Raw genomic sequence first — 26,281 nt, forward strand, 5'->3', positions numbered from 1 at the left:
CTTTTTGCTGTCCGGCTCACGGGCTTTTTGTCCGCTGCGCGGACCGCACCTCATCCCCAGATCAACAGTGCCGCCATTCCGAGCGCACCGACGATCAGACGCCACCAGGCAAACAGCTTGAAGCCGTGGCGGGATACGTAATCGAGCAGATAGCGCACGACGAAAACGCCGGAGATGAAGGCCATCACAAAGCCTACCCCGATCAGCGCCCCGTCGTTGAACGACAGGATATCGCGGCTCTTGTAGAGATCATAGGCAAAAGCGCCCGCCATGGTGGGCATGGCGAGGAAGAACGAGAACTCGGCTGCCGAACGCTTGTCGGCGCCGAGCAGCAGCGAGCCGACAATGGTGGAACCGGAGCGAGACACGCCCGGTATCATCGCCAGGCACTGGATGAAGCCGATGGCCAGGCACATGGGCAGCGGATAATCCATCACATCATGATAGCGCGGACGCAGATTGAGCTGGTCCACCCACAGCAGGACGAACCCGCCGATGATAAGCATGGCGCAGACCAGCATCGGCGTTTCGAACAGCACGCTCTTGATGAAGCCATGCGCGAGAGCGCCGATGACGGCCGCAGGCAGGAAGGCGACCAGAATGCCGAAAACGAAGCGCCGCGTGCGGGCATCGCGGGGGAAATCGGTGAGGATTTTAAGAAGTTTCGCCGAATAGACCGTCAGAATGGCCAGAATGGCGCCGAGCTGGATCAGCACCTCGAAGGTCTTTCCTGTGGATTCAAAGCCAAGAAAGTGCCCGACCAGCAGCAAATGCCCGGTGGAGGAAACAGGGATAAATTCGGTCAGACCTTCGATGAGACCGAGAAATGCAGCTTCCAGTAGATTGAAAATATCCATGAAGTCAGTACCTTGGGATAGTGGGCACGGTGACGGGTTAAAAAGGCGGATCGGGATAGCGGGCCATCGGCTGAAAACACGCATTTCCAGCGATTGCTTGTCTCACGCAAACATAGCCCTTATAGACTTTATATTCCGTTGAGGCGGCGTCGAATCGCTTGATTGCAGGAAATAGCCTGCTGCATGCGCAAACGCCAGCCGCCGTGCAAACTCCGGACGTTCAATTCAAGCTTCAGTCGAGAGTCTCGCGTCGATCATGCTTACGCTTTTTCATCATCCCATGTCTTCGGGTTCGCGCTATGTGCGGCTCATCCTCGGCGAATATGGCGTTGAAGCGGAACTTATCGAGGAACGGCCGTGGTCGCGCCGCAAGGAATTCCTGGCGCTGAACCCGGCGGCAACCCTGCCCGTGCTCCTGGCCGAAAACGACCTTCCGGTCGTGGGCGCAACGGTGATCGCCGAATATCTGGACGAGACGCGCGGCGCATTGAAGCGCAGCCGCCGCCTCCTGCCGGAAAGCCCGATGGAGCGCGCCGAAGTGCGCCGCCTGGTCGACTGGTTCCTGCTGAAATTCGAAAATGAAGTGACGCGCCACATTGCCCGCGAACGTGTATTCAAGTTGCAGATGGCGGCAGAGATGGGCGGCAGCGCGCCGGATTCGACCGCCATCCGCGCCGCCCGGACCAATATCCGCCAGCATATGAAATATATCGACTGGCTGGCCGCGACCCGCGACTGGCTCGGCGGCGCGCATCCAAGCTATGCCGACATGGCGGCGGCAGCTTCCATATCCGTCCTTGATTATCTGGGCGAGATCGAATGGGGCGAAACCAAAGCGGCGCGTGACTGGTATGCACGCATGAAATCGCGCCCGGCTTTCCGCCCGTTGCTTTCCGACCGCGTGCGCGGGCTTGCCCCGGTGGCCCATTATGGCGACCTCGATTTCTGATAGCCGCGAACAGAAACTCAAGCGCTTCCTGATCGAAGAGGCGAAGGCGGCTGGTTTCGACGCGGTTGCCTTCACCGCGCCCGATGCAATTCCGCAAGCGCCCGAACGGCTGCGCCAGTATATTGCCGACGGCCATCACGCCGATATGGACTGGATGGAGGAAACGGAAGCCCGCCGCGCCGATCCGAGCGTATTGTGGCCGGAAGTCCGTTCCATCATGATGCTGGCCATGAATTACGGGCCGGACGCCAATCCGCTCGCCATTCTGGAAAAGCAGGATCGCGCGGCCATATCCGTCTATGCGCAGAACCGCGACTATCATGACATCATCAAGGGCAAGCTGAAGCACATTGCGAGCCGTTTTGCCGCGCGCGCCGGACAGGATGTCAAGGTCTTCGTCGATACCGCGCCCGTCATGGAAAAGCCGCTGGCGCAAGCTGCCGGTCTCGGCTGGCAGGGCAAGCATACCAATCTGGTCAGCCGCGAGCTTGGCTCATGGCTGTTCCTCGGCTCGATCTTCACCACGGCGGAAATTCCGCCCGACGAGCCCGAGCGGGACCATTGCGGCTCCTGCCGCGCCTGTCTCGACGCCTGCCCGACCAAGGCTTTCCCGGCACCCTATCGCATCGATGCGCGACGCTGCATTTCCTATCTCACCATCGAGAACAAGGGACCGATCCCGCAAGAGTTCCGGAAAGCGATGGGCAACCGTATCTATGGCTGCGACGACTGCCTTTCCGTCTGCCCTTGGAACAAGTTCGCGCAGGCGACCAGCGAAATGAAGCTGAAAGCCCGCGAAGACCTGAAGGAACCGCGTCTCCACGATCTGCTGGCGCTGGATGATCCGGCTTTCCGCACGTTCTTTTCCGGCTCCCCGGTGAAACGGATCGGGCGCGATCGCTTCATCCGTAATGTGCTGATCGCTACCGGCAATTCCGGCGATGCGACGCTTCTGCCGGATGTCGAACGATTGCTGGAAGACGAAGCGCCGGTCGTGCGCGGCGCAGCGATATGGGCCTTGAAGCAACTGGCAAGCCCCGACCACGCGGCCAGTGTTCAGAAACGCCTGGCCTCATCGGAAGAGGATGCTACGGTGCAGGCAGAGTGGGATATGGAGGAAGTTTGATGCGCATATTTCTGTTCGGAGCCGGTTATTCCGCCCAGGCCTTTGCACGCAGGGTGACCGGCGAAGCGGAACGCATCGACGGGACCACGCGGCACGAGCAGAAATTCCCCCTCCTCGAACAGGCGGGCATAAAGCCGCTGCTTTTCGACGGCCAAACACCCTCGCCCGAACTTCTGGACAGGCTTGCGCAGTCGACCCATGTGGTCGTTTCGATCTCTCCCGGCGAAAGCGGCGATCCCGCTGTCGCCATCGTCGAGGAGGCGCTTCGCCGTTCCGACAACACCATCCGCTGGATCGGCTATCTGTCGACGGTCGGCGTCTATGGCGACCATCAGGGCGCATGGGTAGACGAAACCACGGCCTGCAAACCTTCCTCGCGCCGCAATCTGGAACGCGTCGAAGCCGAAAAGGCGTGGGGACAATTGAGCGAACGGCACGGAACGCCGCTCGCGATCTTAAGGCTTTCCGGCATCTATGGGCCGGGCCGCAATGCCTTCGTCAATCTGAATCGCGGCACCGCGCGGCGCGTCATCAAGGAAAACCAGATTTTCAACCGCATCCATGTCGATGACATTGCCGGTTCCTTGCGCTTTCTGGCAGGCACCGATACGGGCGGCATCTTCAATATCACCGACAATGAACCGAGCCCCCCGCAGGATGTCGTCACCTACGCCGCCGAACTGATGGGCGTGACGCCACCGCCGGAAGTCGCCTTCGAGGATGCCGATCTGACGCCGATGGCCCGTTCCTTCTATGGCGAGAACAAACGTGTCTCCAACCGGCGCATCAGGGATCTGGGTTACGAATTTGCCTATCCCGACTACCGGACGGCCTTTTCGGCCATGTGGCGCGATGATCGCTGGCGCTGAAGCCGTGCTGCTGCTAAAAGCAAACTCGTAACAGAACCGGGACAACACAGAATGAGCAGCACCGAACTCGCAACCATATAAGCCGCAACAGCCTTTCCGACCTGTTGCGGCGTCTGCCCCGGACCAATTCCCCTTAAAACGCATCCCGAAGATGCGCGTTTATAAAAGGCAGATAGCCGCCCGATTTTTCTCGAGCGGATGCTTAGTCATGCCTTTTGATAACAAACAAACTCCACAGTGGAGCTATTCCCTGCCTTTCGCGCTCGCGCTGATGGCTCCTTTCGACATTCTCGCCTCGCTGGCCATGGACATCTACCTGCCGGTCGTGCCGTCCATGCCCTCCATCCTGCGAACGACCCCCGCCATGGTGCAGCTGACCCTCAGCCTCTACATGGTGATGCTGGGCGTCGGGCAGTTGCTGTTCGGCCCGTTGTCGGACCGTTTCGGGCGCAGGCCCGTCCTGATCGGCGGCGGGCTGGTTTTCGCCCTTTCGTCTTTCGCCCTGGCGATCACAGACAATGCAGCGGTTTTCGTGGCGCTTCGTTTCGTACAGGCAACGGGCGCATCGGCGGCGCTGGTCGCCACTTTCGCAACGGTCCGCGATGTTTATGCCGCCCGTCCGGAAGGTGCGACGATCTACGGCCTTTTCAGCGCCATGCTTTCCTTCGTCCCAGCGCTCGGGCCGATTGCCGGTGCGCTTGTCGCAAAGGGTTTTGGATGGCGGGCGATCTTCGCCATGCTCGGCCTCCTCGGCCTCGCCGTGACGTTGCGCGCCATGCGCCACTGGCAGGAGACGCGGCCACCCGGCGCTGCTCCAAGTGTCGGAAATCTCCGCCGGATCGTGCGCGACTTCAGCTTCTGGACCTATACGCTCGGCTTCGCGACGGCGATGGGCACGTTCTTCGTGTTCTTTTCCACCGCACCGCGCATTCTGATCGAACGCGGCGGCTTTGGTGAAACCGGCTTCAGCTTCGCCTTTGCAAGCGTTGCCCTCGTCATGATCGCCGCCACCCGCGTCCTGCCCCGCAAGACGCAGAAATGGGGCGCGCGCACCAGCGTGGCGCTGGGCATGGCCACACTTCTTGCCAGCGCCCTGCTTCTGGTCCTCGGCGAAACATTGCTGGCGCCTTCGTTCCTGAGCCTCATCGTCCCCATGTGGCTTGCCGCTGTCGGCATCGTTCTCACCGCATCGATGACGGCAAACGGTGCGCTTGCCGCCTTTGACGACAGCGCGGGCATGGCGGTCGCGGTCTATTTCTGCATCCAGAGCCTGATCGTCAGCCTGGCAGGAACAGCACTGGTAATCTTCCTGCCCGGCGATACCGCATGGCCCTTGATCGCCTTCTGCACGGTGATGCCATTGCTGGTTCTGGCCTTGCTGGCAAGGCTGCGGCAGCACTGACGAAAATGCGGTCGGCAGCACAAACTGCCGACCGCCATTGAAGCCCCGCCGTTGACACAGCATAATGCCCGCAATCCGGCCGCTTTGATTCGCAGCCACAGCCCCGGCAAAACATGGAATTGCCCCATGATCGCAAACAGATTGAAGAAGATCGTTCTCGCAGCTTCGCTTGCCGCAATGATCGCCCCCGACTTCGTGCCCATGGCCGTCGCGGAAGACATGCCCGCCAAACAGGCTTTTGGTGCGCAGGCGCTTCCTGTTCTGGCGCAAGACCCGCAATCCATCGGCTTTTATGCCAAGGGATGCCTCGCCGGAGCCGTGGCTCTGCCGACGGACGGACCGAACTGGCAGGTGATGCGGCTTTCGCGCAATCGTCGGTGGGGCCATCCGCGCATGATCGGCCTTCTGGAAAAACTCTCCCGCGATGCGGCAAAGGACGGCTGGCCCGGCCTGCTCGTCGGCGACATTTCGCAGCCGCGCGGTGGCCCGATGCTGACCGGCCATGCCTCGCATCAGGTCGGCCTCGATGCCGATATCTGGCTGACGCCAATGCCCAAAAAGCGGTTTACCGATGCCGAACGTGAAAGCGTTTCCGCCGTTTCGATGCTGAAACCGGATTCGCTCTATGTCGATCCGAAGAAATGGACCCCTGCCCGCACGGCCCTTATCAAACATGCCGCAAGCTACCCGGAAGTCGAGCGCATCTTCGTGCATCCCGGCATCAAGAAGGAGCTTTGCGACACGGTGAAGGGCGACAGGAGCTGGCTCGGCAAGGTTCGCCCTTACTGGGGTCACTTCTACCATTTCCATGTGCGCCTGACCTGCCAGCCCGGTTCGCCCCAGTGCAAGGGACAGCCGAAAGTGGCTGCCGGTGACGGTTGTGACAAGTCGCTCGCCTGGTGGTTTACGGATGAACCGTGGAAGCCGGCAAAGCCATCGACGGAACCGCCGAAAAAGCCGCGCCCGGTGATGGTCTCCGATCTGCCGAAGGCTTGCGCCGCCGTGCTCAACGGTCCATCCCCGAATTCGATCGCCGATGTCACCTACGGCGTGCAGTGAGGCTTTTAGCGCTTTTCAGGTCCTGGGCACTTCGCTATAGGTTTAAAACGATTTAGAATGCCAATGACAAGGTTATCAACTCGTAAGGTTGCTCATTCATGACGGAACGCCTGCGCATCGCATTGATCGCCCACGACCAGAAGAAGGACGACATGGTCGCCTTCGCAAAAGCGCATGAGCAGGCACTGTCCCGCTATGACATCGTGGCGACGGGAACGACCGGCGGCCTCATACTTGATGCCTGCCCTTCCCTCCGCATTCAGCGCGTGAAAAGCGGGCCGCTCGGCGGCGACCAGCAGATCGGCGCCATGATTGCGGAAGGAACGGTGGAAGTGCTCATCTTCTTCATCGACCCGCTGTCTCCGCTTCCGCACGATGTCGATGTGAAGGCGCTGACGCGCCTCGGCAGCGTCTACGACATTCCGATGGCGCTCAATCGCGCAACCGCCGAAAGGCTGATCAAGGCGCTCGACTGAAACAAAAGCACTGATCCGCCGCGGGCGTTTTTCTGCGGACGGATGACATGACCAGGGAGAGGACATGCCCGCGACGATCGCATGTCCCAAAAACGGGAACCGGTTCTGGGACAAAGACATGCATGAAAACAAAGAGATAGAGCGGGCCGAACAGGGTTTCCGGTTTCCGGTACTTGTCGGCGATATCGGCGGCACCAATGCCCGTTTTGCCATCCTGGTGGATTCCAATGCCGAGCCGAAGGAGTTTCCCGTTCTCCAGACGGCGGATTATGCAACCATCGATGAGGCCATACAGGACGCTGTTCTCGATCATATCTCGATCCGTCCGCGTTCCGCCATTCTGGCTGTGGCTGGTCCCGTCGACGGCGACGAGATCGACCTCACCAATTGCGACTGGGTCGTGCGCCCGAAGAAGATGATCGCCGATCTCGGCTTCGAGGATGTGACCGTGCTGAACGATTTCGAGGCGCAGGCGCTGGCCGTCGTGTCTCTGGGCAGCGAACATCTGGAACAGATCGGCGGCAGGCCCGAAGAAGTGATTGCTACCCGCGTCGTGCTCGGGCCGGGCACCGGGCTTGGCGTTGCCGGTCTTGTCCGCACGCGCCACGCATGGGTGCCGGTGCCGGGCGAAGGCGGCCATATCGACATCGGTCCGCGCAGCGAACGCGACTATCAGGTCTTCCCGCATATCGAGCGCATCGAGGGCCGCGTCGCTGGCGAACAGATTCTTTGCGGGCGCGGACTGCGCAATCTCTATCTGGCCATATGCGCCGCTGACGAGGTGACGCCGACGCTGGAAACCCCCGCCGACATCACCTCCGCCGGGCTCGACGGCAGCAATGCGCAGGCGGAAGAAACCCTGCATCTGTTCGTCACCTATCTCGGGCGGCTGGCAGGCGATCTGGCGCTGATTTTCAAGGCGCAAGGCGGCGTCTATCTTTCCGGCGGCATTCCGCAGCGCATCCTTTCCGCGCTCAAGGCGGGTGCTTTCCGCGAGGCGTTCGAGGACAAGGCCCCGCACAAGGCCATCATGCGCGACATTCCTGTCCGCGTGATCACCCATCAGCTTGCAGCCCTTGCCGGGCTTTCCGCCTTCGCACAGGCCCCCGCCCGTTTCGAAGTCTCGACCGAAGGGCGCCGCTGGCGGATCGACTGAGCGACGGGGCAAATATCAGAGTGGTGCCGACGGCTCCATTTTAACCTGAACCGCTCCAGCCGCTAAAGCTTGAGGATGGTCAAGCCGCGCGGATAACGTTATAGAAACGCTGCACCGAAATTGCCGAGAGCTTTTTCAGTGCAGCGTTTCCGTATGGAAGTCGTATTTTCAACGATAGCCGCCGGTCCAGCCGGAGGGCCAAGAGACAAAAAGCGCTTTTGCACGTGAGTCTATTCAAGAAGAAAAACAAGAAGATCGATACGGGCGAAGCCACCCGCGTAATCCGGCGCATGATGTCGGAAAACATCCGCGAATATAAGCAGAACTACATCATAGCCATACTGGCATCGCTCATCGTCGGCGGATCGAACGGCGCGCTCGCCTATCTGATGAAGCCGATGATCGACAAGATTTTCTACGAGCAGAATCTCGGTCTGGTCTGGGTCATCTGCGGCGCATTGCTGGGCATTTTCATCTTGCGCGGCATTTCCGGCTACATACAGGCCGTTGAGCTCGCCAAGATCGGCAACAATCTGGTCGCGCGCTATCAGAAGCGTATTTTCGACCATCTGATGAAGCTCGGTCTCGATTTCTACAATGATACCCGTTCCGGCCATCTGGCGGCACAGATCAACCAGAATGTTTCCGGCATCCGCGATCTCCTCAACATGACGATTTCGTCGATCGCGCGTGACCTTATCTCGCTGATCGGTCTCGTCGCCACCATGTTCTACATGGACCCGATCCTGTCCGTTGCGATCTTCCTGATCGGACCGCCGCTCATTCTGGCCGTAGCCTATATTTCGCGCCGCATTCGCTCCGTCACCCGCGATCTCGTGCATCTCAATTCACATCTGCTGGGTGCGATGCAGGAATCGATTCAAGGCATTGCCATCGTCAAGGCCTTTACGATGGAAGACCAGCTGCGCGCCAAGATCGGCAAGCTGATCGACCAGTCGGAAGGCCGCAGCAACAAGATCGCCAAGGTATCCGAGCGGACGACGCCCATTTCCGAAATGCTGGCCGGTTTTGCCGTGGCGGGCGTGCTGGCCTATAGCGGCTATCGCGCCATTCTCGAACAGCAGCCTCCCGGCGCAACCTTCGCCTTCATCACCGCGATGCTGCTCGCCTATGACCCGGCCCGCCGTCTTGCCCGCCTTCAGGTCGGGCTGGAAAAGGCGCTCGTCAACGCACGCATGATCTATGAGGTGCTGGATATCGAACCGCGCCAGCGCGATGTTGCGGACGCGGTGGAGCTGAAAGCCGGTCCCGGCGAAATCCGCTTCGAGGATATCTATTTCTCCTATAACGAGGCCGCGCCGGTGCTGCACGGCGTCAGCTTCGTCGCCAGGGCGGGCGAAACCACCGCCGTGGTCGGCGCTTCGGGTGCCGGCAAGTCGACGCTCATCAACCTTGTCCAGCGCTTCTACGATCTCGACCGCGGCCAGATCCTGTTCGATGGGCAGGACATTGCGCACGTCAGGAAGCAGTCGCTGCGCCATGCCATCGCCTATGTCTCGCAGCAGCCTTATCTGTTCGAAGGCACCATTGCCGACAACATCCGCTATGGCCGCCCGGACGCGACGGATGAGGAAATCGTCGAGGCAGCCAAGCTTGCCCATGCGCATGAATTCATCCTGCAGCAGCCGCAGGGCTACGATACGCCGGTCGGCGAAAACGGCGTGACGCTTTCCGGCGGCCAGCGCCAGCGCGTTTCCATCGCTCGCGCCATCGTTCGCAATGCACCGGTTCTCCTGCTCGACGAGGCGACTTCAGCCCTCGACAATGAATCGGAGAAGCGGGTCCAGCAGGCGCTGGAAGGCATCATGCAGAACCGCACCACGGTCGTGATTGCGCATCGCCTTTCCACCGTGGTCAATGCGGATCGCATCGTGGTGATGGAGGCCGGCCGGGTGGTGGAGGAAGGCCGTCATGACGACCTCATCGCCATCCCGAACGGCGTCTATGCCCGTTTCTATCAGTTGCAGAGCGGCAACGGCGATTTCATCACCGAAAAGACGACAGAAGAACTGCGGACAGGAGAACCACGATGAGCGGAGAAACGCAGAACAGCGAAATGGGCCTGGTCGTCGTCGGCGCTGGCGGACGCATGGGCCAGACCCTGATCCGCACCATCCAGGCCATCGAAGGCGCGAAACTGGTCGGCGCCATCGAACGGTCCAGCTCTCCCCTTCTGGGCAGGGATGCGGGCGAAGTCACCGGCATCGGCCCGCTCGGCGTGCGCATCACCGACGATCCGCTGCCGGTTTTTGCCGGCGCGCACGGCGTTCTTGATTTCACAAGCCCGGCGGCAAGCGTCGAATTTGCGGGCCTCGCCGCACAGGCGCGCATCGTGCACGTCATCGGCACGACGGGCTGCTCGGCTGAGGACGAGGACAAGATCCGCGCCGCTGCCCGCCACGCAACCATCGTCAAGTCGGGTAATATGAGCCTCGGCGTCAATCTTCTGTCCGTTCTGGTGCAGAAGGCGGCGCAAGCGCTTGATCCGGCGGATTTCGATATCGAAATCCTTGAAATGCACCACAAGCACAAGGTCGATGCGCCATCCGGCACCGCCCTGCTGCTTGGCGAAGCGGCAGCGAAGGGACGCGACATTGCACTGGCGGAAAACAGCGTCCGCGTGCGCGACGGCTATACGGGACCGCGTGAAACCGGCTCCATCGGCTTTGCCACCTTGCGCGGCGGTTCGGTCATCGGCGAGCACTCAGTCATTCTTGCCGGTCCCGGTGAGCGCATTGTTCTCTCCCACCATGCCGAAGACCGCTCGATCTTTGCGCGCGGTGCGATCAAGGCCGCACTTTGGGCCTATGGCAAAAAGCCCGGCCTCTATTCGATGCTCGATGTTCTCGGGCTGAACGACTGATTTTTCCACCGGAGCACCGATCCTGTTCAGATCGGCGCTCCAGAGTTTTGTTTTATCGCGCATCCTATCCGAAAACCGCCTCACACTTTTCGGGATGCGCTCTCTAACGGAGCGTTGCATATGTCTCGTACTCTCGTCCTGGTCCGCCACGGTCAAAGCGAATGGAACCTCAAGAACCTGTTCACCGGCTGGCGCGATCCGGGCCTGACCGAACAGGGCCATGCCGAAGCCAAGGCCGCTGGCCAGCGCCTGAAGGCCGCCGGTCTCAAGTTCGATATCGCTTACACGTCCGCGCTGTCGCGGGCGCAGGTGACCTGCCAGCACATTCTCGATGAGCTTGGCCAGTCGAACCTCGAAACGATTCGCGACCAGGCCCTGAACGAACGCGACTATGGCGACCTGTCCGGCCTCAACAAGGACGATGCCCGCGCCAAATGGGGCGAGGAACAGGTCCATATCTGGCGCCGTTCCTATGACGTCCCGCCTCCGGGCGGCGAAAGCCTGAAGGATACCGGCGCGCGCGTATGGCCCTATTATCTGCACACGGTGCAGCCGCATGTGCTGCGCGGCGAGACGGTTCTGGTCGCCGCACACGGCAATTCTCTGCGGGCGCTCATCATGGCGCTGGACGGCCTGACCCCGGAACAGATTCTCAAGCAGGAACTCAACACCGGCGTTCCGGTCATTTACCGGCTCAATGCTGATTCGACCGTTGCTTCGAAGGAAATTCTCGAAGCCTGATAGCCGTTTGGCTGTGAATTTTTCGGGCGCGCCCGCGCGCCCGACGAGCTTTTCAACGCGAAAAAAGCATCGGCTGAAAAAAAGCTGGCTGAATGTCGAAAACGCGATTGACAGAGGCAGGTCGACCCCTTAGATGGGTCCTCGTCGCCCAGATGGCGGAATTGGTAGACGCACCAGCTTCAGGTGCTGGCGCTCGCAAGGGCGTGGAGGTTCGAGTCCTCTTCTGGGCACCATTTCCAAGTCTTCGGACCACTACCAAGGTTCAGAAGCACCCCAAAAAGCCCGCGCGAGCGGGCTTTTTTGTTTCTGGAGCATGGTCCGGCCGTCTCACGCTTTGCGCTCAAGCATGTCGTACTTTATCGTATTCAGGCGACATGCTTCAGAGCATTTCCAGCAAAAGTGTGAAACGGTTTGGGAGACATGCTCCCGTTATTTCAACCTATATTTGGCAGTCGATGCAGTTTTCTCCTTCCGAACGCACCGCTTTCTTTGAATTGCTGAAATGGCGGCGGGATGTCCGTCACTTCAGCGACCGACCCGTGGACGATGGAATCATCGAGGCTTTGCAGGAAGCGATGGATTATGCCCCTTCCGTCGGCAATGCCCGCCCCTGGCGGGTGATTTCGGTTGAAACTGCTGGAAAACGCGCGGCGGTTCACGACATCTTTCTTAAGGCCAACCGGTCAGCCGCGCAGATCTATGACGGCGAGCGCGCACGGCACTACCGGGACCTGAAACTGGAAGGCATCAGCGTCGCCCCGGTGCAGCTTGCCATTTTCACCGAAACTGCGCCGACCGAAGGACATGGGCTCGGCAGGCAGTCCATGGCCGTCACCCTCGAGCACAGCACGGCGATGGCGGTCCAGAACCTCAATCTGGCGGCAAGATCGTTCGGGCTTGGCGTCGGCATGGTCTCGATTCTCGATCCGCAGGCCATGGAAAAGCTGTTTCAGGCCCAGCCGGGCTGGCGCTTCAGCCTTTACCTATGCATCGGCTGGCCGCTGGCTGATGACGACACACCCTTGCTGCACAAAAACGGCTGGCAGGAAAACAAGCCGACGGTCTGGCGGCGCGCCTGAGCGTTCTTCAACAGAACGTTGTCAACAGGGCAAGCGCCTCCCGGAATTGTGCCTATTGCGCTGATCTCGCAATTGGCTGCACAATCCCTTTGCTCAGATATAATAACGGGGAGCGAATATGCGCCGAAGAGGCTTGCTGGAATTCGCAGGAAACAGAACGCTCTATGGCCTGTTCCTGCTCTGCGCGATCTGCGCCATCGCAGGGAGCGTGATGAGCTATAATGGCGAGGTTTCAGGCTGGCGCTGGCTGCATTATCTGACCAAGCCAACCGCTACACTGCTGCTGCTCGCAGCTGTCCTTTGCGCCGGGCGGCCCAAATCGAAATCCTATGGCTTTGCCGTGGCCTTCGGTCTGGCTTTCGCGGCACTGGGCGACTTTTTCCTGATGCTGCCCGGCGACTACTTCATGGCGGGCCTGATCTGCTTTCTCATCACCCATTGCGCCTATATCTATGCCCTTTGCCGTCATGCGCGCTTTGCGGCGCACAAAGGCGTTTTCGCCATTTTCGCCATCGCAGCCCTTGCCATCATAGCTGGCCTCTGGCCGTCGCTGCCGACCCCGCTGATAGTTCCGGTCATCATCTATGCCGCGGCCCTTGGCATCATGGCGGCACAGGCGATGAGCCGTGCGCTCGGCACCGAACCTGAAACGCCGCAACGCTACGCCGCATGGCTTGCCGCAGCGGGCGGCCTGTTCTTCATGGCAAGCGACACGCTGCTTGCCTATGGCCGGTTCAGCCTCGACATTCCGCTGAATGGCCTTTGGGTGCTGGCAACCTATTATGCCGCGCAATTTCTCTTTGCCCGCTCGACCGAGGATTTTGCCTATGGCGGTTGAAGAACAGATGTTGCAACTGCCGTTCGAGCGCCTGCGTCACGCCTGGCTTGAGAGCCGTCCGGCCTGCGAGCAGCGTCTGGACGATCTGAAACGCCTGCGGGAGCGGCTTGAAGCAAGGCAGGATGAGATGGCGAAGGCCATCAGCGCGGATTTCGGCAATCGCTCGCTGCACGAAACCCTGCTTGGCGAGGCCAGCGTCGTCTTTGCCGAAATCGACGATGCCCTGCACAACCTCAAGCGCTGGATGAAACCGAAACGCCGCAAGGCCGGTTGGAAAATGTGGCCGGCAAAAGCGGAAATCCGCTATGTTCCGCTGGGCGTGGTGGGGATCATCGCGCCGTGGAACTATCCGGTCAATCTGGCACTGGCACCGCTCGTCGCGGCAATCGCGGCTGGAAACCATGTCTTCCTGAAACCATCCGAACATACGCCGCGCACTGCGCAATTTCTGCAAAGCCTGCTTGGGGAAGTCTTCCCGGAGGACCGCGTTGCCGTTGCCCTTGGCGACGCAGCGCTTTCCGCGCAATTCGCATCGCTGCCATTCGACCATCTCTTTTTCACCGGCTCGACCGCTGTCGGGCGCAAGATCATGGCGGCGGCGGCACCAAACCTGACGCCCGTGACGCTGGAACTCGGCGGCAAGTCGCCCGCCATCGTCAGCGAAATCGCCAATATCAAACGCGCGGCCCGCGCAATCGCGACGGGCAAGTTCTTCAATGCCGGGCAAACCTGCATCGCGCCCGATTACGTTCTGATCCACCACAGCCAGCGCGATGAATTCGTGAACCTCCTGCGCGCCGAAATGCAGGCGCGCTATGGCGGTTCACCAGCGGAAAAAGACCGCACCACGATCATCAATGACGCGCAGGAGACACGGCTCGCGAACCTGCTGATGGATGCCGCCAGCAAGAGCGAATCCGTCATCGAGCTTCTCCCCGGTTCCGGTCAACCGCGATTGATGCCGCCCGCTCTCGTGCTGGAGCCCGACCCCGACAGCGCCATCATGCAGGAGGAGATTTTCGGCCCACTTCTGCCGATCATCAGTTACCGCCTGCTCGACGATGCGATCGGTTTCGTTCTGAAGCTTGATCGTCCGCTGGCACTTTACTGTTTCAGCGACAACACCGCAGAAATTGAAATGGTGTTGAGCCGCATCGTTGCAGGCGGTGTCTGTGTCAACGATACGCTCTACCATTTCGCCTGTAGCAACCTGCCATTCGGCGGCGTGGGTGCAAGCGGCATGGGCCAGTATCACGGCCATGACGGCTTCCTGACCTTTTCCAAGGCAATGCCGGTCCTGACCAAATATGCCCCGGCGCCGAGCGATCTCATCAAGCCGCCTTATACCGGCCTCACCGACCGGCTGATCCGCTTCATTGCAAGATGAGACCTGGAACCTAGGTGAGTTTGATCAGGCACGAAGCGCTCTAACAGTGCACTCGCGTCTGGCTCTCATCGAATTGTGTAGGCAATTGCTATTCAAACAGATGTACAATCCGACTATATAGAGACGGATGCGAGTTTATCTCACTGGCAGAAGTCATTGTCTTTCGGAACCGAATAGCTGACTGGTGAAAAACGGGTGCTGAAAAAGAAAGAACCAAACCGGATATCGAAGACCATCCTGACTGCGATCCGGAACAGGCCGGGCTACAGGCCGCTCAACGCCAACATTACCGGCGGGGATGTCGTCATTGCATCCTACAACGTCCACAAATGCATCGGCATCGACAAGCAGTTCAATCCGCAGCGCACGGCTGAAGTCATCAGCGAAATCGACGCGGACGTGATCGCCTTGCAGGAAGCCGACAGGCGTTTCGGCGAGCGTTCCGGCCTGCTTGATCTGGGCCTGCTCGAACGCCGCCACGGGCTCGTGCCGGTGCCGATAACCGCCACCATGCCCAAGGGTCACGGCTGGCACGGCAACGTGCTTCTGTTCCGCGAAGGCGTGGTGCGCAATGTGCAGCAGCTCAAGCTGCCCGGTGTCGAGCCGCGCGGCGCGCTGGTCGCGGACCTGCAATTCCCGGCGGGACCATTGCGCGTCATCGCCGCGCATCTTGGCCTCCTGAAGCGCTCCCGCGAGCAGCAGGCCGAAAGCATCCTTACCGTCCTGCAGGAGGCCGACACGCTGCCGACCCTGCTGATCGGCGACCTCAACGAATGGCGCGTCGGCAAGCGTTCCTCGCTCGCGGCCCTCATGCCGACATTCAACCATGTCGCAACGGCAGTACCGAGCTTCCCCTCGCGGTTTCCGGTTTTTGCGCTGGATCGCGTGCTTGGCGCACCCCACAATCTGGTCACATCGGTTGAAGTGCACAACACGCCGCTGGCGCGGCTGGCATCCGATCACCTGCCGGTCAAGGCACATCTCGACCTCAAATCGGCAACGAGCCTGCTCGAGGAACTCAGCCCGGAAATATTTAACAGCCGAACGGGATGATAATTAGAGGTAAGGCGAACCCAGCCAGATAATCCGGTCCAGAAGGCGCTCCAGGAAAGGCCGGCTCTTGAGACGCGCAAGGTTGACCTCGCGGCTGTCCTCTATCACCTTGCCGATGCGCTCCTCCACCTGACGCGCCACATCGCGGTCGAGGATTTCCAGATCGACCTCGAAATTCAGCCGCAGCGAACGCGGATCGATATTGGACGATCCGACATAGGACCATGCGCCGTCGATGGTCATCAGCTTGGAGTGATTGAAGGCACCGCCCGCCCGCCAGATGCGGCAGCCGTCCTTCAGCAACTGGTCGAACTGGGCGCGCATGGCGCGGTCGACGAGCTTCAGATTATTGACGCCCGGCACGACGATATCCACCGACACGCCGCGCCGCGCAGCCGTCACCAGCGCGCTGATCAATTCGCGGTCCGGCAAGAGATAGGGCGTCATGATGAGAATATGCTGCTCGGCAATCGAGAAGGCGCCCATCATCATGCGCTGGTTGGTTTCCACGTTCTTGTCCGGCCCGGATCCGACGACGCGCACCAGCGTTCCGGTGCCCGGCGGGTTTTCCGGCGGTGCGATCTTCCATGCTTCCCCGGTGAGAAGCTCGCCGGTCGCAAAGCGCCAGTCTTCCGATGCGATATGAAAGAGATCGGCAATCGCCGGACCTTCCAGCTTGAAATGCGTATCGAAGGCAACCGCGTCGCCGGCTATCCTTCGCACGAAGCCCGCACGAATATTCATACCGCCGGTGAAGGCGATCTTGCCGTCGACGATGAGGATTTTACGGTGGGTGCGCAGATTGGCGTAAGGCAGGCGCAGCCCGATGATGATATTGCCGTTGAACACATCGACCGCGACGCCCTTGTCTTTCAGGAGCTTCACGATGCTCGGAAAGGAATAGCGCGCACCGACCGCATCGACGAGCACGCGCACTTCCACGCCGCGCCGGACCGCATCGCCCAGGGCATCGGCAAATACTTCCCCAATCCCATCCCGGTCGAAAATATAGGTTTCCAGCATGATGCTGCGCTCGGCGCGGCCTATGGCGTCGAGCATGGCGGCATAGGCTTCGTCGCCCGTCTCCAGCATGTCGATATTGTTGCCGCTCGTGAAGTCATAGAGGCTCACCGCATCGCCCAGTATCTTCATCGCTCCGAACTGACGCCCGAAGGCTGCGCGCACGAGGTCATTCGTCGTATCGAAGTGCGACAGGTGATAAAGCGCAATCTTGCCCCGGTTGGCGCGCTGGTGGCTGAGGGTCGAACGGCGGATGCGGTTCACACCCGCAATGGCATAGACCACCGCTCCCACGATCGGCGAAAGCACGATCACGCCTACCCAGCCGATGGCGGTGCGCACTTCTTCCTTCGTCATGGTCGCGTGAATGGCGGCGATCGCTCCGAGAACAACCGACAGGACAAACAGGATATGCGGCCAGTAGTGGGAAACGAGATCGAACATCGGTAGACTTTAAGCGGAAAACGACTGTAATAGCAAAGGGATATAATGCTGCGCCCCCCAAACGAACAGGGGCTGCGACAACGATCCGCCAAACCTGCGCATGACTTGGAGGCGCCTTAGCACCGGACCACAGAAAACTGCGCCTTGCAGCCCCGCATCACGAAGAACGCGGCGGTTGTGATAAGCTGGTCAAATTCAATACATGCTCTATACTGGTCATGAGGCTTGACAATTTGAGGGACGTCTCATGGCAACAGCTCATAATGATATCGACCGCCCGACCTTTCCGGCAGAACTTTCCAGCAAGTGGGGCTGGTTTCTCGCCCTTGGGGTGGCGCTGCTGATCCTCGGAGGCATCGCCTTCGGCAATCTGGTTCTCGCCACCGTGGTCTCGGTCTACTATGTCGGCCTGATGATGCTCATCGGCGGCGCCATGGAAATCGTTCATGCATTCGGCGTCAAAACCTGGGGCAGCTTCTTCTTCTGGCTCCTGAGCGGCCTGCTTTATACGGCGGCGGGCATCGTCGCCTTCATCAATCCGGTGCTGGCGGCCGGCGTGCTGACCTTCCTTCTGGCGGCGGCACTTCTCGGTTCCGGCGCATTCCGCATCTGGCTCGGCTTCAAATCAAAACCATCGGCTGGCTGGGGGTGGATCGTTGCGGGCGGTGTCGTCACCTTGCTGCTTGGCCTCATCATCGCCATCAAATGGCCGGTCAACAGCCTGTTCGTCCTTGGCCTTTTCCTGGCGATAGACCTGATCTTCCAGGGCTGGTCCTTCATCGCCTTCGCCCTCGGCATCAAGAGCCGCTAAAAGCGCCGCGCACCATCGGCAAAGCGGCGCAGACTGCGCCGCTTTCATCCGCCACGAGACTTGTAACATGGCGCTTGTTGAGATTCTGGCCAACTCCTGCTAGATGCTGGCCAACATCTTCGCGGCGCGCCTTCACGCGCAGCCCAACATTTCGCCATCACGAGTTTCTTCATGCCCGCTGACCATCCCGTTTCCAAGCGCCGCACATTCGCGATCATCGCGCACCCGGACGCCGGTAAGACCACGCTGACCGAAAAGCTGCTGCTGTTCGGCGGCGCCATCCAGCTTGCCGGTGAGGTGAAGGCCAAGAAGGACCGCATCCAGACCCGCTCCGACTGGATGAACATCGAGCGCGACCGCGGCATTTCCGTTGTCACCTCCGTGATGACCTTCGAATACAAGGATTGCATCTTCAACCTGCTCGACACGCCGGGCCACGAAGATTTTGCCGATGACACTTATCGCACGCTGACCGCGGTCGATTCCGCCGTCATGGTCATCGACGCCGCCAAGGGTATCGAACCGCGCACGCTCAAGCTTTTCGAAGTCTGCCGCATGCGCGACATTCCCATCGTCACCTTCGTCAACAAGATGGACCGCGAGGCGCGAGACCCACTGGAAATCCTCGATGAGATCGAGGAGAAGCTGGCGCTCGACACGGCCCCGATCACCTGGCCCATCGGTTCGGGAAAAAGCTTTGCAGGCACCTTCGACCTGCACAGCGATACGCTGCGCCGCCAGGACAATGAAGAACAGCCGACCAAGGTCAGCGGACCGGAAGAAGCCGCAAGGCTTCTGCCGGAAAACGAGCGTGAAGCGTGGCTGGAAGGTGTCGAACTGGCGCGTGGCGTCTGCCGCCCGTTCGACCTCGCCGCCTTCCGCGAAGGCCACATGACCCCGGTCTATTTCGGCTCGGCGCTGAAGAACTACGGCGTGCGCGACCTGATCGAAGCCTTCTGCGATTTCGGCCCTTCCCCGCGCGACCAGCAGGCCGATGCCCGCATGGTGGCGGCGACCGAAGACAGGATGACCGGCTTCGTGTTCAAGATTCAGGCCAATATGGACCCGAACCATCGCGACCGCATCGCCTTCCTGCGCGTGTGCTCGGGCAAGCTGTCGCGCGGCATGAAGGCAAAGCTGGTGCGCACCGGCAAACCGATGAGCCTTTCCGCACCGCAGTTCTTCTTTGCCCGTTCGCGCCAGATTGCCGACGAAGCCTTTGCGGGCGACGTGGTCGGCATCCCCAACCACGGCACGCTGCGCATCGGCGATACGCTGACCGAGGGCGAGGATATCCTGTTCCGCGGAGTGCCGAACTTCGCGCCGGAAATCCTGCGCCGCGTTCGCCTCGATGATGCAATGAAGGCCAAGAAGCTGCGCGAAGCGCTGCAGCAGATGGCGGAAGAAGGCGTCGTGCAGCTCTTCCTGCCCGATGACGGTTCGCCGGCTATCGTCGGCGTTGTCGGTGCGCTGCAGATCGACGTCCTGACCGAACGCCTCAAGGTCGAATATTCGCTGCCGGTCGGCTTTGAAATGTCGCGCTTTTCGGTCTGCCGGTGGATTTCCGCCGACGATCCGGCTGAAGTCGACCGCTTCATTGCCGCCCATCGCGCCGATATCGCACACGATCTTGACCGTGACCCGGTATTTCTGGCCCAGAACGGCTTCTCGCTCAACTACGAGGCCGAGCGCTGGAAAGACATCCGCTTTGCCACCGTCAAGGATTATCAGGTCCGCGGCAAGGCCTGATCCTTTGGAGAGAAAATGAACGATCCGGTTCTGGCTGCGCTTGATCTGCCTCAGGCGCTGCGGCAGGAATTGCGGGATTATCGCAGTCGGCAGGACGAGCTTGGCCGCTCAACGGCCAATGTGCATCTGCTCGACCATCCCGAACGAGAACCTCTGGTTCTGAAAGTGGAGCCGCAAAGCCCGGTCGGCGAACTTGCCGATGAAGCAGCACGGCTTCGCTGGCTCAGACAGCAAAACCTTGCCTGCCCAGAAGTCCTCGCTTTCGAAATCGCGCCGGAACACAGCTTTTTGCTGATGACGCGCCTGCCGGGTCAGGATCTGGCCTCGGCAGTCGGCACGCTCGCGCCGGAGCGTATTGTCGATATTCTGGCGACCGCCCTGAAATCGATGCATGCCATCGACCCGGCTTCCTGTCCGTTCGATCACCGGCTGGAGTTCCGCATCGAAGACGCCCGCAAGCGTGTCGAAGCGGGCGCGGTCGATGAAGAGGATTTCGACGAGGAACGTGAAGGGCGGACACCGCAGGGAGTTTTCGAAGAACTGCTTCGCCTGAAGCCCCAAAGCGAAGATATTGTAGTCACCCATGGCGACGCCTGCCTGCCGAATTTCATGGCCGACAAGGATGCCTTCACCGGTTTCATCGATTGCGGCAGGCTCGGCCTCGCCGATCGCCATCAGGATTTGGCGCTCGCCTGCTGGAGCATCCGTTACAATCTGGGCGAAGAATGGGTAACGCCGTTTCTGGCCACCTATGGCGGGCCGGCAATCGAAGAAGCAAAGATCAGCTATTATCGCCTGCTGGACGAGTTCTTTTGAAATCCGGTTCAGCTCGATTGAAACTCCGCATATCGTCACCGAATTGCAGATGGCGCAGTTTTTCGGGATTGCGAACGAGATAGATCGCGTGAACCTGCCCCTCGGCAATCTCCAGTGCGGCGACCTGCGGCAATCCATCCGCTTCCATGCTGATATGCCCCGGCAGACCGTCGAACACGGCGAACTGCCGGATGGCGGGAGGCACACCATCGGCCTTGCGGGAGATCCCCTCGTAGAAGCGCATGATCTTCGCTCGCCCATAGATGGGATTGAGCGCCGCGTTGCGAACACCGCCGCCATCGGAATACATGATGGCATCTTCCGCCAGAAGGCCCTGCAATGCACTGAGATCGCCACTGCGTGAGGCTTGAAAGAAGGCTTCCGCAATGGTGCGTCCGCGGTCTTCCGGCAGGGTGAATCGCGGCTTTTCCTGGCGCACATGCATCCGTGCCCGGCTTGCAAGCTGTCGGCAGGCCGCCGCGTCACGGTCGAGCACTCGCGCGACTTCCCCAAAGTCCATGCCGAAAACATCGTGCAGCAGAAAGGCCGCCCGCTCCAGCGGCGACAGCCGGTCAAGCGCCAGCATGAGCGTCAGCGTGATATCGTCGCTCCGGTCTTCCTCTTCCTCGACCAGAGGTTCGGGAAGCCATAAACCGGGATAGGTCTCACGGCGCACGCGCGCGGATTTCAGATAATCGAGCGCGAGCCGGCTTACGACCCGCACCAGCCAGCCCTCCGGTTCCCGGACGGCTTCCTGGGCTGCCGTATTCCACCGCAACCAGGCTTCCTGCGCAATGTCCTCGGCTTCCGCATGAGAGCCTATCATGCGGTAAGCGATGCGAACGAGCCGGGGCCTCAGGGCCTCGAACGCGTCCGCATCGAAGCTGTTGCCCGTTTCAGCCTGCTGGCGCATCGGTCGTGACCGGATGCACGGTGCGGAACCCGACCGCTACACGGTTCCAGAGGTTGATCATATTGATGGCCATGCTGAGCTTCACGATCTCCTCATCGGTGAAATGCGCTTTCAACGCTTCGTAATCCTCGTCCGGCGCGCGGGTCTGCGCAATCAGCGTCAAGGCTTCGGTCCAGGCCAACGCAGCGCGTTCACGCGGCGTGAACAACGGCGATTCGCGCCACGCGGCCACGAGGTAGAGGCGTTCTTCAGTCTCTCCCGCCTTGCGGGCATCGCGCGTGTGCATGTGAATACAATAAGCACAGCCATTGATTTGCGATGCGCGAATACGCACGAGCTCATAAAGACTATATTCCAGCCCGGCCTCCGACACGGCCTTTTCCGCCTCGACCATAGCCTGCATGATCTTCGGTGCCAGCTTGTACGGAACGAGTCTTGCTTCCATGATATGTCTCCTTGGGGCTTACGATTTGAAGTCGTTCACCATCAAGACGAAACAGGCACCGCAGATGTGACATGGCTTGCAGAGAAATTTACCTGTCTGCTTCCAGCAGCCTTTCGGCGATCTTTCCGGCCAGTCTTTCAGCGACCTGTTCCTTGCTCATTTCCGGCCATTCCTCGATACCGGACCGGCTGAGGATACGGACATGATTGCGGTCGCCACCCATCACGCTGCTGCCATCCGGTGCGTGCGAAACATCATTGGCAACGATCCAGTCCGCGCCCTTTTTCTCAAGCTTGGCTCTCGCATTTCCGGCCACATCCTGCGTTTCGGCGGCAAAGCCGACCACAAGGCCGGGACGCCTGTCGCTATGGCCGACACCGGCCAGAATGTCGGGGTTTTCGACCATGGCGAGCGTCGGCGCGCTTTCCCCGGGCTTCTTCTTGATCTTCTGCCCGGCTTCATTGGCCGTGCGCCAGTCGGCAACCGCCGCCACCATAACCGCCGCATCGGCGGGAAGATGCCGCTCCACCGCAGCCTGCATTTCACGCGCCGTCTCGACATGAACGACATCAACGCCTTCGGGATCGGGAATGGTTACAGGGCCGGACACCAGATGCACCGTCGCGCCAAGCCGCGCGAGTGCTGCCGCGATTGCATGGCCCTGCTTGCCCGACGAGCGATTGGCGATATAGCGGACCGGATCGATAGGCTCGTGCGTCGGCCCTGACGTCATGACGATGGTTTTGCCCGCAAGTGGTTTCGCCTGCGGTGAGAGCAGGTTTTCAATGGCCGCGACGATTGCCAGCGGCTCGCTCATGCGGCCCGTTCCAGCCTCGCCGCTTTCCGCCATTTCGCCCCTCTCGGGTCCGACGAAGCGAACGCCATCCTTTTCAAGCGTCAGGCGGTTGCGTCTTGTCGCGGGATTGTCCCACATGGCCGGGTTCATGGCAGGCGCGATCAGAACCGGCACCTTACGGGCCAGCAGCACGGCACTTGCCAGATCGTCGGCAAGACCGTTGGCCATCTTCGCCATCAGATCGGCGGTCGCCGGCGCGACGACGATCAGGTCCGCATCGCGCGCAAGCCGGATATGCCCAACATCCTGCTCGTCCTCCCTCGAGAACAGATCTGTAAAGACATGGTCGGCGGACACCGCGCCGATGGTCAGCGGCGTCACGAATTGCTGCGCGGCAGCAGTCATCAACGGGCGCACATGCGCGCCACGCTCACGCAGACGGCGGATGAGATCAGGCGTCTTGTAGGCTGCAATGCCACCGCCGATAATGAGAAGAATGCGCCTTCCGGCCAGAGAAGCCCCTGCCCCGGGCGACCCCGCCACGACCGGCGCGGCTTCATTCAGCCCGGCCAGCAGGATGCGCGCCTCTTCTTCCATGGAGCGCCCATTTTGTGCCGCCCGAATACGGAGACGTTCCTTGGCGGTGTCATCAAGATTACGGATGGTAATGCTGGCCATGTGATTGCACCTGCCTGTTACAAGTGCAATCATTGAAATCACTTTAAAAGCTGGCTGTCACCTTAAAAGTTAGATTGTCACTTTAAAAGTGATTCATAGCCAAATATAAAGCTTGATAGCGATTGCAGCGAGCGAAATCGCAATCACGACCTGCGCGATGCGGCCCCAGCGCGAATGGCGCGCCTCTGCCCGACCGATAGCTTCCGCGGTCGCCTCGTCAAAGCGCAATCCATTCACCGCCATGTCGTCCAGCGCAACGGAAACACGTTCCACGCGCGCCACAAGTTCCGGCGTCTTGCGCGTGAAATGCAGCAGCGAATAAGCGCTGTCCTTCGCATCGAGAAGCATACCCTGCGGCCCGAGGTTCCTGGCGATCCAGTCGCCGACCACCGGCTCCGCCGCCTTCCACATGTTGAAATGCGGATCGAGCGTGCGTGAAACACCTTCCACAACCACCATGGTCTTCTGCAGCATCAGAAGCTCGGGGCGGGTTTCCATATCGAAAAGCTCGGTCACTTCAAACAGCAAGGTCAGAAGCTTGGCCATGGAAATGGTTTCGGCGGGCTGGCCATGGATCGGCTCGCCAATGGCGCGGATGGCCTGTGCAAAGCTTGCCACGTCATGCGTATGCGGGACGTAGCCGGCTTCGAAATGCACTTCCGCCACGCGCATGTAATCGCGTGTGATGAAGCCGTAGAGAATCTCGGCAAGGAACCGCCGCTGCTGCTTGTTGAGCCGCCCGGTAATGCCGAAATCGACCGCAACGATCAGGCCCTGATGGTCCACGAACAGGTTACCCGGATGCATGTCGGCATGGAAAAAACCATCACGCAGCGTATGGCGCAGGAAGGACTGGATCAGCGTCTCAGCAAGCTTCCGGAGATCGAAACCGGCGGCTTCAAGCGCTGAAATGTCCGACATCTTGATGCCGTCGATCCATTCGAGCGTGAGCACATCGCGGCCCGTGCGCTCCCAATCGACCTTGGGAACACGGAACCCCGCATCGTCCTTGATGTTCTCGGCAATCTCGGAAAGCGCTGCCGCTTCAAGACGCAAATCCATCTCGATGCGGGTGGTCTGCTGGAGTGTCTCCACAACCTGAACCGGACGCAGGCGGCGGGTGAAAGGAACATGGCGCTCCTGCATGCGCGCGACCATGTAGAAACCTTCGAGATCGCGGGCAAAACGCTGGCGCACACCCGGACGAATGACCTTGACGGCAACCTTCTGGCGCGCTCCGTCCTTCATGATTTCGGCCGGATGCACCTGCGCCATGGAAGCGGCGGCTATCGGCGCATCGAATTGCATGTAAAGATCATCGATCTTGCGGCCCAGCGAACCTTCGATTGCCGCAACGGCATCAACCTGCGGGAAGAAGTCGAGCCTGTCCTGCAAAAGTTCGAGGTCGGCAGCAACATCGCGCCCCACGATATCTGGCCGCGTCGCCAGAAACTGGCCGAGCTTTACATAGGATGGGCCGAGCTTGTTCATGGCGCGCGACATGCGCTCGGAACGCTGCATGTGGCGCGCGCGCGGACGCGCCAGAATGCCCGCAATCTTGTGCCCGAACGCCGGAAGACCGGAAAGCCCCTCAACAGGCAATGCACTGATGACGCCTTCGCGCGTCAATATCCATCCGGCCCGCATCAACCGGAAAGCGGCGGAAAAACTGCTCATGCCCCGATGCCCCGTTCCTGACCCCGTTTCATCACAGGCACGATCAAAGCTTCCAGCCGGAATGGAGCGCGGCAATGCCGCCGGTGAAATTGCGATAGCTGACGCGCTCGAAACCAGCCTTCTCGATCATCACCGCAAAATCCTGCTGCTTGGGGAATTTGCGGATCGACTCGACCAGATAGCTGTAGGAATCCGCGTCGCCCGTAATCATCTTGCCGATGCGCGGAATAGCGTGGAACGACCATTGGTCATAAATCTTGTCGAGAACCGGCAGTTCAACCTCGGAGAATTCGAGGCACAGGAACCGGCCGCCCGGCTTCAACACGCGATAGGCTTCGGACAGCGCCTTGTCGATATGCGGCACATTGCGAATGCCGAAAGCAATCGTATAGGCGTCGAAGCTGTTGTCCTGGAAAGGCAGTTCTTCGGCATTGGCCTCGACGAATTCGAGATTGTCGGCAAGGCCCTTCTTGATCGCGCGTTCACGCCCGACACCCAGCATCGAGCCGTTGATATCGAGAATGGTGACATGGGCCTGACGACCGGAAGCCTCGACGATGCGGAAGGCGATATCGCCGGTGCCGCCAGCAACGTCGAGCGAGGTCCAGCCCGGGCGCTTCGACGGCGCCAGCCATGCGATCATCGCATCTTTCCAGACGCGGTGCATGCCCGCCGACATGAGATCGTTCATCACGTCGTACTTGCTGGCGACCTTATGGAAAACGTCGTTGACCAGGCCCTGCTTCTCGCTTTCGTCAACCGCCTTGAAACCGAATGAATGCTCCATGCCGCCTTGTGCGCCCACGCGGTCCGCATTGCCGTTCTGCTGGCTCATAGCTCATCCTGCTTCTGATTATTAAGACGAAAACGATTTCCGTAATGCATATAAAGCTTGTGCCGGACGATACAAGCAGAGACCGCCCTCCACTACCCCTTTTGTGAAGGGACCTTGCGAACCGTCTTGCGTTAGCGTTTAAAAATGGCCAAAGAGACATAAAACTGTGCGTGCGCGCTCGCCACGCGTTTTCTCCGGCGCAAACTGCCGCTAAAGTCAAA

The 26,281-nt window shown here is 60.2% G+C and carries 24 protein-coding genes and 1 tRNA gene; 18 read left to right on the forward strand and 7 right to left on the reverse strand.

Features of this window, described 5'->3' with window-relative positions; translation table 11 throughout:
* Nucleotides 1-50: 50 nt before the first annotated feature.
* Nucleotides 51-857: an undecaprenyl-diphosphate phosphatase gene (locus tag JNC63_RS17950; RefSeq protein ID WP_063881540.1), complete on the reverse strand. Its 807-nt coding sequence runs from the start codon at nucleotides 855-857 to the stop codon at nucleotides 51-53.
* Between the two features lie 256 nt (nucleotides 858-1,113).
* Here JNC63_RS17950 and JNC63_RS17955 point away from each other — a divergent pair, with 256 nt between their 5' ends.
* The 15 genes from JNC63_RS17955 to JNC63_RS18025 all read left to right on the forward strand — a co-directional run bounded on the left by JNC63_RS17955 (nucleotide 1,114) and on the right by JNC63_RS18025 (nucleotide 15,876).
* On the forward strand, nucleotides 1,114-1,806 hold the full coding sequence (locus JNC63_RS17955) for a glutathione S-transferase family protein (protein WP_006467595.1): 693 nt from the start codon (nucleotides 1,114-1,116) through the stop codon (nucleotides 1,804-1,806).
* Nucleotides 1,787-2,932 (forward strand): tRNA epoxyqueuosine(34) reductase QueG, encoded by a 1,146-nt coding sequence (gene queG / locus JNC63_RS17960; protein ID WP_063881541.1) that lies wholly within the window; start codon nucleotides 1,787-1,789, stop codon nucleotides 2,930-2,932. The genes JNC63_RS17955 and queG overlap by 20 nt, the downstream gene beginning before the upstream one ends.
* The gene (locus tag JNC63_RS17965) at nucleotides 2,932-3,801 is read left to right on the forward strand and encodes an SDR family oxidoreductase (RefSeq protein ID WP_075042321.1); all 870 of its coding nucleotides are present in this window, start codon (nucleotides 2,932-2,934) and stop codon (nucleotides 3,799-3,801) included. Before queG ends, JNC63_RS17965 begins: the two co-directional genes overlap by 1 nt.
* A gap of 208 nt (nucleotides 3,802-4,009) precedes the next feature.
* Nucleotides 4,010-5,203 (forward strand): CmlA/FloR family chloramphenicol efflux MFS transporter, encoded by a 1,194-nt coding sequence (gene cml / locus JNC63_RS17970; protein WP_063881543.1) that lies wholly within the window; start codon nucleotides 4,010-4,012, stop codon nucleotides 5,201-5,203.
* Between the two features lie 126 nt (nucleotides 5,204-5,329).
* Nucleotides 5,330-6,262, forward strand: coding sequence for a penicillin-insensitive murein endopeptidase (mepA, locus tag JNC63_RS17975; RefSeq protein WP_031346857.1), 933 nt, complete (start codon nucleotides 5,330-5,332; stop codon nucleotides 6,260-6,262).
* Nucleotides 6,263-6,360: 98 nt separating this feature from the next.
* Nucleotides 6,361-6,738, forward strand: coding sequence for a methylglyoxal synthase (locus tag JNC63_RS17980; RefSeq protein ID WP_021587119.1), 378 nt, complete (start codon nucleotides 6,361-6,363; stop codon nucleotides 6,736-6,738).
* Between the two features lie 118 nt (nucleotides 6,739-6,856).
* Nucleotides 6,857-7,894, forward strand: a complete 1,038-nt coding sequence (locus tag JNC63_RS17985; protein ID WP_063881578.1) for a glucokinase — start codon at nucleotides 6,857-6,859, stop codon at nucleotides 7,892-7,894.
* A 224-nt stretch (nucleotides 7,895-8,118) separates the two neighbouring features.
* Nucleotides 8,119-9,948, forward strand: a complete 1,830-nt coding sequence (locus JNC63_RS17990; protein ID WP_063881544.1) for an ABC transporter ATP-binding protein — start codon at nucleotides 8,119-8,121, stop codon at nucleotides 9,946-9,948.
* Nucleotides 9,945-10,778 (forward strand): 4-hydroxy-tetrahydrodipicolinate reductase, encoded by an 834-nt coding sequence (gene dapB / locus JNC63_RS17995; RefSeq protein ID WP_063881545.1) that lies wholly within the window; start codon nucleotides 9,945-9,947, stop codon nucleotides 10,776-10,778. The genes JNC63_RS17990 and dapB overlap by 4 nt, the downstream gene beginning before the upstream one ends.
* A 120-nt stretch (nucleotides 10,779-10,898) precedes the next feature.
* Complete coding sequence (locus tag JNC63_RS18000) at nucleotides 10,899-11,519, forward strand: 2,3-bisphosphoglycerate-dependent phosphoglycerate mutase (protein ID WP_006472278.1); 621 nt, start codon at nucleotides 10,899-10,901, stop codon at nucleotides 11,517-11,519.
* A gap of 146 nt (nucleotides 11,520-11,665) precedes the next feature.
* Nucleotides 11,666-11,752: transfer RNA gene (locus JNC63_RS18005), tRNA-Leu, on the forward strand.
* Between the two features lie 222 nt (nucleotides 11,753-11,974).
* Complete coding sequence (gene bluB, locus JNC63_RS18010) at nucleotides 11,975-12,598, forward strand: 5,6-dimethylbenzimidazole synthase (RefSeq protein ID WP_063881546.1); 624 nt, start codon at nucleotides 11,975-11,977, stop codon at nucleotides 12,596-12,598.
* Nucleotides 12,599-12,716: 118 nt separating this feature from the next.
* Entirely contained in the window at nucleotides 12,717-13,436 is a 720-nt protein-coding gene (locus JNC63_RS18015; protein ID WP_025090786.1) for a lysoplasmalogenase, read from the forward strand.
* A complete protein-coding gene (locus JNC63_RS18020; protein ID WP_063881547.1) occupies nucleotides 13,426-14,823 on the forward strand; it encodes a coniferyl aldehyde dehydrogenase in 1,398 nt (465 codons plus the stop codon). The genes JNC63_RS18015 and JNC63_RS18020 overlap by 11 nt, the downstream gene beginning before the upstream one ends.
* Nucleotides 14,824-15,018: 195 nt before the next feature.
* Nucleotides 15,019-15,876: an endonuclease/exonuclease/phosphatase family protein gene (locus JNC63_RS18025; protein ID WP_021587126.1), complete on the forward strand. Its 858-nt coding sequence runs from the start codon at nucleotides 15,019-15,021 to the stop codon at nucleotides 15,874-15,876.
* A gap of 3 nt (nucleotides 15,877-15,879) precedes the next feature.
* On the opposite strand, the gene cls is transcribed toward JNC63_RS18025, so the two are convergent.
* Complete coding sequence (gene cls / locus JNC63_RS18030) at nucleotides 15,880-17,340, reverse strand: cardiolipin synthase (RefSeq protein ID WP_006467607.1); 1,461 nt, start codon at nucleotides 17,338-17,340, stop codon at nucleotides 15,880-15,882.
* 247 nt (nucleotides 17,341-17,587) lie between these two features.
* Here cls and JNC63_RS18035 point away from each other — a divergent pair, with 247 nt between their 5' ends.
* The 3 genes from JNC63_RS18035 (at nucleotide 17,588) to aph(3')-IId (ending at nucleotide 20,716) form a co-directional block, all read left to right on the forward strand.
* Entirely contained in the window at nucleotides 17,588-18,151 is a 564-nt protein-coding gene (locus JNC63_RS18035) for an HdeD family acid-resistance protein (protein ID WP_075042326.1), read from the forward strand.
* A 171-nt stretch (nucleotides 18,152-18,322) separates the two neighbouring features.
* Complete coding sequence (locus JNC63_RS18040; RefSeq protein WP_021587129.1) at nucleotides 18,323-19,900, forward strand: peptide chain release factor 3; 1,578 nt, start codon at nucleotides 18,323-18,325, stop codon at nucleotides 19,898-19,900.
* Between the two features lie 15 nt (nucleotides 19,901-19,915).
* Complete coding sequence (gene aph(3')-IId / locus JNC63_RS18045) at nucleotides 19,916-20,716, forward strand: aminoglycoside O-phosphotransferase APH(3')-IId (protein WP_063881549.1); 801 nt, start codon at nucleotides 19,916-19,918, stop codon at nucleotides 20,714-20,716.
* Here the strand turns inward: aph(3')-IId and JNC63_RS18050 are convergent.
* The 5 genes from JNC63_RS18050 to ubiE form a co-directional block, all read right to left on the reverse strand.
* Nucleotides 20,682-21,629: a sigma-70 family RNA polymerase sigma factor gene (locus JNC63_RS18050; protein WP_063881550.1), complete on the reverse strand. Its 948-nt coding sequence runs from the start codon at nucleotides 21,627-21,629 to the stop codon at nucleotides 20,682-20,684. The genes aph(3')-IId and JNC63_RS18050 overlap by 35 nt on opposite strands.
* A complete protein-coding gene (locus JNC63_RS18055) occupies nucleotides 21,613-22,074 on the reverse strand; it encodes a carboxymuconolactone decarboxylase family protein (RefSeq protein WP_063881551.1) in 462 nt (153 codons plus the stop codon). Before JNC63_RS18055 ends, JNC63_RS18050 begins: the two co-directional genes overlap by 17 nt.
* An 88-nt stretch (nucleotides 22,075-22,162) precedes the next feature.
* The gene (coaBC, locus tag JNC63_RS18060) at nucleotides 22,163-23,548 is read right to left on the reverse strand and encodes a bifunctional phosphopantothenoylcysteine decarboxylase/phosphopantothenate--cysteine ligase CoaBC (RefSeq protein ID WP_245670593.1); all 1,386 of its coding nucleotides are present in this window, start codon (nucleotides 23,546-23,548) and stop codon (nucleotides 22,163-22,165) included.
* A 93-nt stretch (nucleotides 23,549-23,641) separates the two neighbouring features.
* Nucleotides 23,642-25,225 (reverse strand): 2-polyprenylphenol 6-hydroxylase, encoded by a 1,584-nt coding sequence (gene ubiB, locus JNC63_RS18065; protein ID WP_063881552.1) that lies wholly within the window; start codon nucleotides 25,223-25,225, stop codon nucleotides 23,642-23,644.
* Between the two features lie 43 nt (nucleotides 25,226-25,268).
* On the reverse strand, nucleotides 25,269-26,060 hold the full coding sequence (ubiE, locus tag JNC63_RS18070) for a bifunctional demethylmenaquinone methyltransferase/2-methoxy-6-polyprenyl-1,4-benzoquinol methylase UbiE (RefSeq protein WP_063881553.1): 792 nt from the start codon (nucleotides 26,058-26,060) through the stop codon (nucleotides 25,269-25,271).
* Nucleotides 26,061-26,281 lie beyond the last annotated feature (221 nt).

It is taken from the genome of Brucella ciceri (assembly GCF_041930145.1).
Classification (GTDB): domain Bacteria; phylum Pseudomonadota; class Alphaproteobacteria; order Rhizobiales; family Rhizobiaceae; genus Brucella; species Brucella intermedia.